Source organism: Falsarthrobacter nasiphocae, from assembly GCF_031456275.1.
GTDB classification, from domain to species: domain Bacteria; phylum Actinomycetota; class Actinomycetes; order Actinomycetales; family Micrococcaceae; genus Falsarthrobacter; species Falsarthrobacter nasiphocae.
Map to the genome: position 1 here is coordinate 221,676 of NZ_JAVDUI010000001.1, position 13,487 is coordinate 235,162.

The 13,487-nt window shown below is 71.0% G+C and carries 8 protein-coding genes; 2 read left to right on the forward strand and 6 right to left on the reverse strand.

The annotated features are described in order from the left end of the window. Nucleotides 1–337: 337 nt before the first annotated feature. The gene (sepH, locus tag J2S35_RS01075; RefSeq protein WP_309848857.1) at nt 338–1,318 is read left to right on the forward strand and encodes a septation protein SepH; all 981 of its coding nucleotides are present in this window, start codon (nt 338–340) and stop codon (nt 1,316–1,318) included. A 126-nt stretch (nt 1,319–1,444) separates the two neighbouring features. Here the strand turns inward: sepH and J2S35_RS01080 are convergent, their stop codons facing one another. The 3 genes from J2S35_RS01080 to J2S35_RS01090 form a co-directional block, all read right to left on the reverse strand. After that, nucleotides 1,445–2,608, reverse strand: a complete 1,164-nt coding sequence (locus tag J2S35_RS01080; protein ID WP_309848859.1) for an alkaline phosphatase family protein — start codon at nt 2,606–2,608, stop codon at nt 1,445–1,447. Beyond that, a complete protein-coding gene (locus tag J2S35_RS01085) occupies nt 2,605–3,225 on the reverse strand; it encodes a DUF5998 family protein (protein ID WP_309848861.1) in 621 nt (206 codons plus the stop codon). Before J2S35_RS01085 ends, J2S35_RS01080 begins: the two co-directional genes overlap by 4 nt. Before the next feature lie 117 nt (nt 3,226–3,342). After that, nucleotides 3,343–6,099, reverse strand: a complete 2,757-nt coding sequence (locus J2S35_RS01090) for a bifunctional acetate--CoA ligase family protein/GNAT family N-acetyltransferase (RefSeq protein ID WP_309848862.1) — start codon at nt 6,097–6,099, stop codon at nt 3,343–3,345. Between the two features lie 66 nt (nt 6,100–6,165). Between J2S35_RS01090 and J2S35_RS01095 the strand changes: the two genes are divergently transcribed. Beyond that, the gene (locus J2S35_RS01095; RefSeq protein WP_309848865.1) at nt 6,166–8,784 is read left to right on the forward strand and encodes a DNA gyrase/topoisomerase IV subunit A; all 2,619 of its coding nucleotides are present in this window, start codon (nt 6,166–6,168) and stop codon (nt 8,782–8,784) included. A 215-nt stretch (nt 8,785–8,999) separates the two neighbouring features. Here the strand turns inward: J2S35_RS01095 and J2S35_RS01100 are convergent, their stop codons facing one another. The 3 genes from J2S35_RS01100 to cydC form a co-directional block, all read right to left on the reverse strand. Next, entirely contained in the window at nt 9,000–9,551 is a 552-nt protein-coding gene (locus J2S35_RS01100; protein ID WP_309848868.1) for a PIN domain-containing protein, read from the reverse strand. Between the two features lie 6 nt (nt 9,552–9,557). Beyond that, the gene (locus J2S35_RS01105) at nt 9,558–10,049 is read right to left on the reverse strand and encodes a helix-turn-helix domain-containing protein (protein WP_309848871.1); all 492 of its coding nucleotides are present in this window, start codon (nt 10,047–10,049) and stop codon (nt 9,558–9,560) included. 72 nt (nt 10,050–10,121) lie between these two features. Next, the gene (gene cydC / locus J2S35_RS01110) at nt 10,122–13,469 is read right to left on the reverse strand and encodes a thiol reductant ABC exporter subunit CydC (protein ID WP_309848874.1); all 3,348 of its coding nucleotides are present in this window, start codon (nt 13,467–13,469) and stop codon (nt 10,122–10,124) included. Nucleotides 13,470–13,487 lie beyond the last annotated feature (18 nt).

A 13,487-nucleotide genomic window follows, 5' to 3' on the forward strand; every position in this document is an offset into this window, starting at 1 on the left:
GGTGAAGTCACTACCTTTTGGTCGGATGGGCGGTGTGGTTGGTCAGGAGATCTCATGGAGAACGTCGCACAGATTCTGACTCAATTGGCGTGAGAATGCCACCCCGGCCAGCGGATATGACGAAAAATCGCTGTCTGCGAACACCCGCGGGCCGCGCGGAGGACACCCGAGGCCCCCGCAGACCCCCAGATTCCCGGGCGCGCCGGGTGTGCCCGGACGGATGGGGGCCGATAGACTGGGGCGAACACGACACAGCTGCGCTGGGCCGTCTGCGGCCCTCGGCCGCGTCGCCCACCCGCAGGACCCGTGATCGAACGACCTTCTTCAAGGAGAATCCATGAACAGCCTTCGTTTCGTCTCCATCAGTGACGACGGGGCCCATCTCATTGTCTCCAACGATGCGGGCGAGCGCTTTTCCGTCCCCGTCACGGACGAGCTCCGCGGGGCTCTGGCCCGCAGGCGCGCAGCGGCCACGACGCGCGAGCCCACCCGTCTGAGCCCCCGCGAGATCCAGTCCCGCATCCGCCTCGGGGCGACCTCCGAGGAGGTCGCCGCAGAGACCGGCCTTCCGCTGGAGCGGATTGAGTCCTACGCAGCCCCCGTCCGCGCCGAGCGTGACCACGCCGCGGCCCTGGCGCGCGGGACCGAGGTCTCTGACCGCACGCTGACGCGCGACGCCGTCCGCGCCGTCTTCGGCGAGCAGCCCGTGACCATCGAGAACATGGTCGAGCACCGCGCCTCCGTCAGCGGCATCGAGCCGGCGTCCATCGAGTGGGACGCCTGGCGCCGGGCGGACGGCCAGTGGGACGTCGTTGCCCGCTTCGAGGTCACGGACACCACGCCCCTCGAGGGCACGGACCTTGTGGACGCCGAGCCCGAGGCGCGCTGGGTCTTCAACGCCCTCCGCAAGAGCGTGCACAACGTCAACCGCTGGGCCCAGTTCCTCTCCGAGCTGGAGCCGCTGGACGCGGCCCACGGCCGTCGCCTCGCCCCCGTTCCCGCCCACGCTGAGGATGCCGACGACGCGCCTGCCGCCGCGGGGACCGAGGACGAGAACGGCGAGCTCCTCGACATGCTGAGCCAGCGCCGCGGCACCCGCCTGGGCACGGACGAGGAGGCGGACGACCGCCTCGCGCAGATCATCTCTGACCGCCGCCGCGCCGCCGAGGAGCAGGCGCCGGTGACGGCAGAAGACGAGGCGGACGAGGACGACCTCTCCGCGCGCCGCAAGCCCAAGAAGTCCCTCAAGGACCGCCGCTCCCGCGTGCCGAGCTGGGATCAGATCTACTTCGGCGCCAAGCCGGACAACGAGTCCTAGGACGCCCCTCCTCCCCGTTGCGGGGCGAGTTCCGCACGCCCAACGCTCGATTCTTGTGCGGAAGTCGCCGCGCAACGGGAGGGTGCCGCGCAACAGCAGGGGTGTGAGAAGGCGAGGGGGCTGTGCTCAGCGGCGCGGGCCGCCCGCAGGGATCTCGAAGAGCGGGATGCCCATCTCCTCGCCCGTGACGGAGCCGTGCTGCCCGACCATCTCGAACGCGTGGGCACTGGCCCGCCGCCCGTCGTACAGCGCAAGCGGGGCACGGGCCGCTACAAGGACATCCCCGATGCGCGGCCTTACTCGCGGGCTCACCTCGCCGAACCACCCCGCCTCGATGGCCTCATCCCGGGTGACCACCCACGCGAGGGACCCGACGTACTCGGCCCACGCCGCCAGGGCCTCCGCCTTCTCGGCCTCCGTCACCTCGGCGCGCCAGTACAGCTGCACCATGCGCGGCTCGCCCGCCGTGAACTCGAAAGCCCTCGTGAGGGCCGCGTGCTCGCTGTAGTCCCACCGGCGCTCCGCGGGGACGTCGATCATCCCGTGGTCCGCCGTGACCAGCACGAGCGTGTCCTCCGGTGCCTGCGCCACAAGCCGCTTGAGAGCGAAGTCGACGTCCTCGAGCGCCGCGACGTACTCGTCCGAGGCGACCCCGTGGGCGTGCCCGGCCTTGTCGACCTCATTCCAGTACACATAGACCACACCGCGCTTCATCTCGCGGAGGGCCTTCACTGCAGCTGCGACGCGCTCGTCCGAGGTCTTCGCCGCAACGAACACGCCTCCCCCCAGGGCGGCTCTCGTCAGTCCAGATCCCTCAAACCGGTCCTGGGAGACCGTCACCGCCGCCAGGCCGTCGTCGTCGCACCTCATGAACACGGACGGGTGCGGCTGCCACTCACGCGGGTCCAGCCGCGCATCCCACGCACCGAGCTGATTGACCACCCGGGGCCCGTCCGGGTGCTCCGGGGCGAGCATCTCGTAGCCAGTGATGCCGTGCTGGCCAGGCCGAAGCCCGGTCCCGAAGGAGGTCAGTGCGGTGGCCGTCGTCGAGGGGAACGTCGAGGCCAGAGGCCGGCGCCGGTCCGCCTGAGAGCGCAGGAACGGCGTGTGAGCCGCGTGCGCGGACAGCGAGGACAGGCCCATGCCATCCACGAGGGCGACGACGACGCGCCGCCTCCTCGCGATCCCGAGCCGATTCTCGGCCCCCTCGAGGCCAGCGGAGGCCGCGGCGGACTCGAGGACGTCTGCGATGGACGCCCGCTTCGGCGGGGACGGGAAGGGCTCGGTCATCGGGCGCGAGACCGCTCAGCGAGGCGGGCACGCCGCAGGGCGCGAACGAAGGTGCGGGCGCGCTCGACCGCTTCACGCCCGTCCGCGGCCTCGTTGACGCGCAGCATGATGTCCTCCGCGTTGAGGGTGCCCATGCTGCCGTGGTCCATGTCGCACTCGGGGTCTGGGCAGCCGGCCGGCTGCACGTCCACGCGCAGGCCGCCGGACCAGCCGATGGTCACGGAGATCTCGTGCATTCGGTCGCCGCGCGCGAAGTGGGTCGGCATCCCGTGCGCGTACCCGACGATCACGGCCGTGATGTCCGCGACGTGCACCGACTCCCCCGTGAGCTGAGCGATGGGGCGGCTGCCGGTCTCGTCCTGGTCCTCGTCGTCGATGTGGACGATCTGAAGGGTCCGCTCGCCGAGGACGAGCACGGTGACGTGCCGGTGGACATCCCGCCGGTCGATGTGGGTCTCCTGGTGGACCATGTGTGCGATCACCGGCTCGCCGTCGAGCCCGTCGTCGACGACGTCGAGGACGAGCGCCGGGTAGAACCCGGCTCGCTCCACGTCCCGCTCGAGGCGAAGGCGGGCGGCGTCAGCAGTGTCAGGCGAAGTGATGGAGTTCCTCGGCATGTCTCTAGTCTGGCACGCCACGCCCGCGAGCGCTTGGCGCCCCCGCAGGCGGGCATGAGGCCCGTCTCGCGGCGCCACTCCGGGGTGGCGCCGTGACTCGGAGGGGGCCTCGGGCAGTCAGCCGTCGCGCAGGGCCCTGCGGGCGCTGTCCCGCCTCCGGGAGGGATTCGCCGCCCAGAGGGTCGCCTCGAGCACGGTCGCCCCTGTCCCGTGCACGAGGACGGGGTTGATCTCGAGCCGGGCGAGCTCGGGGTGTGCGTCCTTGAGGGCCGCCACGCGCCGAACGAGGTCCTCGAGGGCGGCGATGTCCGCAGGGCCGAGCCGGGGATCTCGCCGCAGCCGGGCCGAGGCGCGGGGGCGCCGCACGAGGTCGTGGACATCCACGTCGGTCATCGGCGTGGCAGCGAACGCCCAGTCGTCGAGCAGATCTGCGGAGTCCCCCGCGAGCGCGAAGCTCAGGATGGGGCCGAGCAGCGGGTCCTCGACCGCGCGGACGAGGCACGCCTGGCCCGGGTCGGCCATGGCCTGAACCTCAAGGACGGGCTGCTCGCCCTCGGGGAGGTATCGCTTGAGGACGCTGCGGATCTGGTCCACGGCGAGGCGCAGCGCGGCCTCGGTCTCGATGTTGAGGACCACGCTCCCGAGATCCAGGCGGTGCCGCAGGGAGGCGTCGAGGGGCTTGATGACTACGGGGTAGCCGATGTCGGCGGCGGCGGCCGCGGCTTCGTCCTTGGTGCGGAAGCCTACGGCGGGCAGCACGCTGAGGCCGTAGCCGGCGAGGGCCTCGTGGGTCTCCTCTGGGGTCAGCTGGGAGAGGTCTCCCCCGTTGCCGCGCGTGAGGGCCGCTTGGAGGGCGGCCTGGGTGCGGGAGGGGTCTGCGTCCTCGACCTGCACGAACTCGCCCCGGTCCTCGGCCCGCCACGCACCGTACCGGCTCGCGAGGGACAGGACGCGCACTGCGGAGGCGGGTGAGCTGTAGGTGGGCAGGCCGGGCTGGGCGGGGGCGAGCGCAAGGTCCGGGTCGTCCCCGGCCTCGGGCGCGTCCGGCGCGGGTGCGGAGACCGGCAGGACTCCCTCTGTCCGCACCCCCTGGTCAACAATGCCGGCAAAGGAGGCGACGACGGGCACGCCCGTGGCTCGCCCCGCCGCATGGATGGCCTCCGCGAGGCGCTCCGTCGTCAGCCCCACGACCGGCAGGAGCGCGACGATGACCGCGTCCACCTCGGACATGAGCTCTTCGAGGCGCCGGGTCAGCGCGGGCAGGACCCGGGAGAGCCCGCGGGAGAAATCGACGTCGCTCACTGACTCGGCGACCTCAAGGCCTGCGAGGGCCGCAGCGTCCGCAACCACGCGACCGAGCGGCGCGGAGTTCGTCAGGATGCCGACGCGCGGTCCGCGGGGAACGGGCTGGGTGGCGAGGAAGGCCATGACGCGCACGAGCTCCTCGTTGCTCGTGACGCGGATGATGCCGGACTGCCGGAGCATCGCCTCGAAGGCCCGCGGCGGCGCCTGCGTCTGGCCGAAGGTGTGGCCGTCCTGGAGCCGGAACCCCATGACGTGGCTCTTGGCGACGACGACGGGCTTGCTCGCGGACAGCCGCCGCGAGATCCGGGCGAACTTGCGCGGGTTGCCGATGGACTCGAGGAAGAGGCCGACGGCCCGGGAGCGAGGGTCTGACTCGAAGTACTGCATGGCGTCGTTGCCGGAGAGGTCCGCCCGGTGGCCGGCGGAGAAGAACGCGGAGATGCCGACGTTGCGGTGCCCCATCTCTGCGTAGAGCATGACGCCGATGGCGGCCGACTGGGCGAACAGGGCCACGGGGCCCGCGAGCGGGAGGGAGTTGGCGACGGACGCGTTGAGGGGCCGCTCCGGGTCCGTGTTGAGCACGCCGAGGCTCGCGGGCCCCACGATGCGCATTCCGTAGCGCCGGGCCGTCTTGACGATCGCGGCAATCGTGCGGCGGTGCGCCTCGTCGTCGCCCAACGCTGAATCGGTGAGGATGACCGCGCTCTTGACCCCCTTGCGACCGCACTGTTCCACCACGGAGCGCAAGGAGGATCGGGGGACGACGACGAGGGCCAGGTCCACCGGGTCCGGGATCTCCTCGACGGTCGTGTAGCTCAGCCGCCCGCCCAGCTCCAGGGTCTCCGGGTTCACGGCGTACACGGGGCCGGTGAAGCCCGACTCCAGGACGCTCTCGAGGACTCGCTGTCCGAGGCTCCCCCACGTGCGGCTCGCGCCGATGACGGCCACGGAGCGCGGCGTGAGGATCTCTGCCACGGAGGAGGACTCCGCCCGCTGCTCGCGGGAAGCCATGACCTCGAGGGACTTGGGGGTGGCTGCGACGTCGAACTCGACGGCGATGACCCCGTCGTCGAACCGCCGCGAGACCTCGTAGCCCGCGTCGATGAACACCTTGAGCATCTGGCGGTTCTCGGGGAGGACCTCCGCGGTGAAGCGCTCGATCCCCCGCTCGCAGGCCGCGGCGGCGAGGTGCTCGAGGAGGATGGAGCCAAGGCCCTTGCCGTGGAAGGCGTCCGCGATGTTGAACGCGACCTCAGCCGAGTCCGGGTCCTCGGGCAGGCGGTCGTAGCGGCCGATGCCGACGATGCGCTCCGTGCGCGTCATGACGAACGCGACCCGGTCCACGTAGTCCACCTGCGTGAACCTCGCGAGCTCCTTGCTGGACAGCCGCGCCTTGTACGTGAAGAAGCGCAGGTAGATCGAGCTCTCGGACTGGCCGACATGGAAGCGCTGCAGCGCGTCCGCGTCGTCCGGGACGATGGGCCGCAACCGCGCCGTGCTGCCGTCCCGCAGGACGACGTCCGCCTCCCAGTGAGCCGGGTAGTCCGGTGTTCTGCTCCGCTTCGCCATAGGATAAGAATAATGCGCTTCCCCGTGAGGCGTCCGTTTTCTCCCCTGATCAATCGAGGTTGAGCGATGGCCCCCGCACCCAAGTCCCGGCAGGTTGACTCGGCCGCCGACGGCACGATCATCGACGTGGACGTGGCCGAGGAGATGGAGTCGAGCTTCCTCGAGTACGCCTATTCCGTCATCTACTCGCGGGCCCTGCCCGACGCTCGCGACGGCCTCAAGCCCGTCCAGCGCCGCATCCTCTACATGATGAGCGAGATGGGCCTCCGGCCGGACCGGGGCCACGTCAAGAGCGCCCGCGTCGTGGGCGAGGTCATGGGCAAGCTCCACCCCCACGGCGACGGCGCCATCTACGACGCGATGGTCCGCATGGCGCAGAGCTTCTCCCTGCGGCTTCCGCTCATCGACGGGCACGGCAACTTCGGGTCGCTCGACGACGGCCCGGCCGCGGCGCGATACACCGAGGCCCGGCTGGCCCCGAGCGCGCTCACGCTGACGAGCAACCTCGACGAGAACGTCGTCGACTTCGAGCCGAACTACGACGGCCAGCTCACCCAGCCCACCGTGCTGCCGGCCGCGTTCCCGAACCTCCTCGTCAACGGCGCCTCCGGCATTGCCGTGGGCATGGCCACGAACATGGCCCCCCACAACCTGCGGGAGGTCGTGGCGGCGGCCCGCCTGCTCGTCGAGAACCCGTCCGCAAGCCTCGAGGACGTCATGGCGCTCGTGCCGGGCCCGGACCTGCCATCCGGCGGCATCATCGTGGGCCTGGACGGCATCCGGGACGCGTACCGGACCGGTCGCGGCACCTTCAAGACCCGCGCCGCCGTGGCCATCGAGCAGCTCGGCCCGCGCAAGACGGGGCTGGTCGTCACGGAGCTCCCGTACGGCGTCGGCCCGGAGAAGGTGATCGAGAAGATCAAGGACGCCGTCAACGCGAAGAAGCTCGTGGGCATCGCCAACGTCATCGACCTCTCGGACCGCAAGCACGGCCTGCGGCTCGTCATCGAGCTCAAGAACGGCTTCAACCCCAACGCGGTCCTCGCGCAGCTCTACCGGTTCACGCCGATGGAGGACTCGTTCGGCATCAACAACGTGTGCCTCGTGGACGGGCAGCCCCAGACGCTGGGCCTCTTGGACCTGCTCCGCGTGTACACGGACCACCGGCTGGACGTGGTCCGGCGCCGCACGGCCTTCCGCCTTCAGAAGAAGCAGGACCGCCTGCACCTCGTCGACGGCCTCCTCCTCGCCCTCGTCGACATTGACGAGGTCATCGAGATCATCCGCTCCTCGGACGACTCCGCTGAGGCCAAGCGCCGGCTCATCCAGATCTTCGACCTGAGCGAGGTCCAGGCGGAGTACATTCTCGAGCTCAGGCTGCGGCAGCTGACGAAGTTCTCGCGGATCGACCTGGAGCGGGAGCGGGACGAGCTGCGGGCCGCCATCGCGGAGCTCGAGGAGATCCTCGCCTCTGACTCCCGGCTGCGGCAGGTCGTCTCGGACGAGCTCGCGGCCCTCGCCGAGGAGCACGGGACGGAGCGGCGCACGGTCCTCAAGGAAACGGCCGACGACGCTCCCCTGCCGGGCACGAGCCCCGCGCTCACCGGCGGGCCCGCGTCCAAGGCGGCGCCGCTGAGCCTGAAGATCGCCGACGACCCGTGCTTCGCCGTCCTCACGGCCACCGGGCTCATCGGCCGCACGCTCACGGACGAGCCCGTCTCGGACGAGACGCCGCGCGCCAAGCACGACGTCCTGCTCTCCGTGGTTCCGACGACCGCGCGGGCCGAGATCGCCGTCCTCACGGACCGCGGGCGCATGGTCCGCCTGCCCGTGCTGGACATGCCGTCCTTCGCGGCCGGGCCCAAGGGGCTGCCGAGCCTGACGAGCGGCGGCAAGGTCGCGGACTACGCGGCGCTGGCCAAGGGCGAGAGCGTCGTGGCCCTTGTGCCACTGGACCGGGTCATCGCGCTCGGCACGCGCAACGGCGTGGTCAAGCGCGTCAACCCGGAGTACCCGCTCAACTCGGACGAGTGGGAGGCCATCTCCCTCAAGCCCGGGGACTCTGTGGTGGCAGCGCACATCGCGCCCGACGACGCCGACCTCGCGTTCCTCACCGAGCGCGCTCAGCTGCTGCGCTTCCCCGCCTCCGCGGTCCGGGCCCAGGGGCGCACGGCCGGCGGCATGGCGGGCATCAAGCTCGCCGAGGGGGATGCGGTCATCGCGTTCGGGGTCGTGGATCCCGCGCAGAAGAACGTGGTCGTGACCGTCTCCAAACCGGACGACGCCCTGCCTGGCCTCTCCTCCGGGTCCGTCAAGCTCACGGACGCGGACGAGTTCCCCGTCAAGGGCCGCGCCACGGCCGGCGTCCGGGCGCACCGCTTCCTCAAGGGCGAGGAAGGCCTGTCCCTCGGCTATGTGGGCCCCATCCCCGCGCGGGCAAGCTCCAAGAACGGCGTCCACCGCGTCCTGCCCACCGAGTACGGGCGCCGCGACGGCTCCGGCGTGCCGCTGCAGCACAGCATCGACCTCATCGGCGGCTCGATGCTCTCGGCGGCGGACGCTCCGCGACTGGCCACGGGTGGCCGCGCGCCGGATGGCGGAGCGGCGGCCGGCGCTTCCTCCTCCGACGACGGCACCGCGGGGCCCAACGCCGCGGGTGGCGGAGCGGGTGAGTCCCTGTTCTGATCAAGCCGATGGGGTTGGCCGCCCCTCTGCTCATCAAGTGCCGCCGTTCTTAAGGGGCGAGCTGGCCGCGGGTCATATGGCCAGGAACGCGCAGGGGCGATTGGCTAGCTTCTTCGGCATGAGCAGCGACGTATTGCCGGGCCCCTGGGCAAATGATTCCAGCCCACGTTGAACCCCGCGGCACCCCTGACGTCGGCGGACCCAGCGAGGCGGAGCTAGAGCAGCGACCGCACAGTGCTGACTAAGATGTTCAATCCACATGCTTCCAGGCCTTCAAGGTACTCGTCGCGCGGAATAGGCGGATTGATGAGGGACAGGTGCGCGTCGTTGAGCACCTTCAATGTCTTTGTCGGATATAGGTCGAGCTGGTCCGTCAGAAAGTCATCCGGGGTTCGTACGTCGATGTCATACGGGGCGCACGCCGCTCGGGGGAAGTCCTTGACGTTTGAAGGCACGATCAGTTCCGCGATGCCACGAACCGCTGCAGCGAGGACGTGGCGATCTTTCGGGTCGTTCGTCATGGAATCAGTCAAGTCATCGAAGCCCTCAACCATGGCGGTCGGGAAGGATAGCTGCATGGACTCAAGCCTCCTGCGCGCGTGAATTGGGCTCAGACCGATAGCATCCACCAGATTTCGCTCAACCTCCTCCAAAATGTCTCTCGACGACATCAGGTGAAACGTTTTCTCGTTCGCCAAGCGCAATAATATGTCAGTCGTCGGCATCGGCACGAGAACACACGCCTCCACAAGAACTCTAAACGCCACGTCCCACTACTCGCTCGAACGCCCCTGCGTCGGCACCTGAAAGTAGTGCCCACTCGCGAATCCTTCTTGTGACATCGAGTCAAGGAGTTCTCGCCGCACTTCGGTCAGGCGCGATTCATAGGCCACCAGGTCGCTGAGTTTGACTCGCCGGTGTCTGCCCACTTTGATGAACGGAATGTCACCGGACTCGAGGAGCTTGACGAGGGATGGCCGCGACATGGCTAGGAAGTCCGCTGCCTGCTGCGTAGTCATCTGCTGCTCGTTAGGCATAACCGACACACCTCGGCCCGCAGAGAGAGCGTCGACGATCTCAACCAAGATGCGATACAGCGGGGCGGGCAGCTCCCGCACTTCACCAGTCTGGCTCACAAGTTTGGCGGGACCGCGATTGGCGGCACTAGGCGCGTTCTCCAGGAACCGGGAGAAGGCCTCAAGTTCCTCTTGCTGTGCCGCAGATGGAATGAACGTCGAGCGTTCCGACGAAACGATGGATGCCATGTGGGCCCCCTTCCTAGTAGAAGTCTACTCTATTCGAAATATTCGAAACCCTCCATCGGCAGTGGCGGGGCGCTAGTGAGAGACCTCATGGCGCGCCATCGGGAGGTTCGGGGCAAGCTGCGCGAAGTCGCCGTGGGCCACGACGATCACCGTGCGGCCCCGGAGCGCCTCGCCGAGGTCAGCCACGAGCCGCGCCGCGCCGTCGTGATCCAGATGGGCCGTGGGCTCATCCAGGAGGAAGACGTCCGCGCCGCGCACGAGCCCGCGGGCCACTGACAGGCGCTGCCGCTCGCCGCCGGAGAGCCACGAACCGCCCGGCCCGGCAGGCCGCGAGGGGTCCATGTCCCCGAGCCCGACAAGGCTGAGCGCATCCCGAATCTCGGCGTCCGTGAGGTCCTCGCGGGCCAGGCGGAGGTTCGAGTCGACGGGCGCGTCGAACACGTACGCGTCCTGGGGGCACCACGTCACGGTGCCCAGCGCGGTGGCTGGAACCCACGCGTCGGGCGCATGCGCGGAGTGACGGCCTGAGGGCGTGACGATCTGCCCGGCGTCGGGCGCCTTGAACCCAGCCAGCGCGTCGAGATACGTGGACTTGCCGGAGCCGCTCGGCCCCGTGATGAGCGTCCAGGCCCCGGGGGTGCTGAAGCTCGTGATCGGGCCGATCGCAGGCCCGCTCGGGTAGGCGAGGACCAGCTCCCGCGCACCGAGTCCCGCCAGCGGCTCGCTGTACTCGCGCGGCCGCCTCGTGTCAGGGGCGTCAGCATCGGCGAGCGCTGCCCGGAGCCGAGCCTCGTTCTCCCGCCACGCGCGCGCCTGCGGCACCGCGTCCAGCAGGGCGATGAACGGGTCAATGAGCGCCACCATGAGCAGGGCCAGAGCGGCGGTCGCCTCGAGCGGCACGCCACCCTCGCCGCCGGGCTGGCCTTGGACGACGACGGCCGCTGCCGCGAAGGCCTGCGCCGCCACGACGACGAGGGCGCCGAGTCCGCGGGACCGCGCCGCCTGCCGGAGGGCGCGCCCGAACCGGGCGTCCTCGTCGGCAAAGGCACCCACCGCGCGGGCGGAGGCGCCGCCCCCCGCGAGGTCCGGCGCCGCTCGGTAGAGGACGCCGAGGCGGCGGGAGAGCCAGTCGTCGTGCTCGGCCATGATCGCAGTGGCACGCCGGTCGGCGCGGGCCGCGAGCCAGGACGCGCCGAGGCCGCCCACGAGGACGGAAGCGACGGGGATCCACAGCATCTCCGGGGCCAGGACCGCGAAGACGACGAGGGTCCCGAGGGACACGAACGCCGCTCCCGCGGCGGGGATGATCGCACGGGGCACGGCGTCACGGACCGCGTCGACGGACGAGATGAGCAGGGCCGTGCCGCCGTCTCGCCGCGAGATGGACCGCCAGTGCGCGGGGCTCGTCGCGAGCGCGTCCCACAGCCGCAGGCGCAGGCTCGCCGAGGCGGAGAGCATGCCCTCGTGCGTCGCGAGCCGCTCGCCGTACCGGGCCACGGCGCGGAACAGGCCGAACGCGCGGACGCCGACGATGGCCACGGACAAGTACATGATGGCCGGCTGCTGCGAGGCCCGGACGATCAGCCACCCGGACAGTGCCGTCAGCGCCGCGGCGCACCCAGCGGAGACGATCCCCAGGAAGACGCCGAGGAGCACCTTGCGCTCCCGCCAGATCGGCACCGCGCGCGATCCCGTCGACGCCTTGTCCGGCTGGCCGGCCTGGGGGTGAGCGTCCGAGCCGTCGCCCGCCGCCTCTCCCCCGGCAGCGGGGGCCTCCGCGGCCGCAGTAGGCGTCTCGGCGGGCCGGTGCGCACCGGGTCCCGCCTCGTCGGGGGCGGTGTCGCTACCGTCACCGGACGGCCCGCCGATCGTGATGGTCTCGCCCGCGAGGGCTGCCAGCGCGAGATCGTGTGTTGCGACGACGACGCGCCGCTCCTGCGCGGCCTCCGCGAGAAGCCGGGTCACGGCGGCGGCGTTGTCCCCGTCCAGCTGGGACGTGGGCTCGTCGAGCACGAGCGGCACGCCCGGCCGGCGCGCCGCGGCGAGGAGGGCCCGGGCCAGCGCGAGGCGGCGCTGCTCCCCCGGGCTCAGCGTGGACGTCGGGGCGTCGAGGAGACTCTCGAGCCCCAGCGGCCGGGCCACAGGCACAAGGCTCGCGGCGGCGCCGACGTAGAGCGCGAGCTCCGCGCGCACGGTGTCCTCGGTGAAGGCGGGGGCCTGCGGGACGGAGAGGCTCTCGGGCCCGGTGCCGTCCCCGTCGAGTCGCGGGGCCTCGGCGTGCTGACCGGCCTCGAGGCCCGTCAGGATCGCCAGCAGGCTGGACTTCCCCCGCCCGCTGGGGCCCACGACCGCCGTGAGGCCCGGCGTCGTCGGAATGGAGAGGTCAAGACGAGGCGCGAGGAGCCGCTCACCGCGGTAGAGGTCGCCGCGGATTCGCCAGCCCGAGGCGGGCCCGGCTTCAGCTCCTTCCGCACGTGCGCCAGCCTGGGCCGGAGCGGCGCCCGGTGAAGCGGCGCCGGACGCGCCGATCCTGGCATCAGCCGCGCGGGACGCCGGGCCGGACTCGGAGAGGACGCCCCGCGCCCGCTTGAGCGCGTGCTGCCCGTCCTCGGCCGCGTGATAGGCGGCGCCGACCTCGCGCAGCGGCGTGTAGCACTCCGGCGCGATGATGAGCGCGACGAGCCCCGCGTAGAGCGTGATGTCCCCGCTGAGCAGGCGGATGCCGATGATGACGGCGACGAGCGCCACGGACATCGTCGCGATGAGCTCCAGGGCCAGGGAGGACAGGAAGGCCACCTTGAGGCTTTGCATGACCTTGCGCGTGTACTCGCCGGAGACGCGCTCAAGCCCTCGGCGCTGCCGGCCCGCCTGCCCCAGGGAGACGAGGACCGCCAGGCCGCGCGCCAGTTCCGCAACCGAGTCCGTCAGCGTGCGGATCGCCTGGGAGAGGTCTGCGGTGCGGTGCGCCGTGTACTTGCCGATGAGGATCATGAACACGGGCACGAGCGGCAGCGTCACGGCCACGGCGATGGCCGACGGCAGGTCCGCGAAGGCAATCCGCGCCAGGAGGAAGATCGGGACCACGGCCGAGTTGACGGCGGCCGGGATGAACTGCGAGAAGTACGGCGTCAGGTCCCGCATGCCGCGCCCCGCGAGGGAGACGTCGGCGATGTCACCTTGAGCGTGCGGCCTCTCAAGGCGGGCCTCAAGGAGACGACGACGGTGCGTCGCCGCGACGTCGGCCGCCGCCCGGGACGCGAGCCACGGCGTGGCCCAGGCCGCGAGCCCGCGCAGCCCGGCCCCGGCGGCCGCGAGGAGAAGAATCGTGTGCATGTCCGCCCGGCCCACGAGGCCCAGGCCGCGAGCGAGGGCCTCGGCCAGGGCGATGATGCCGACGGAACGGGCGGCGGCCGCCGCCACCAGACCCGCCTGAACAGG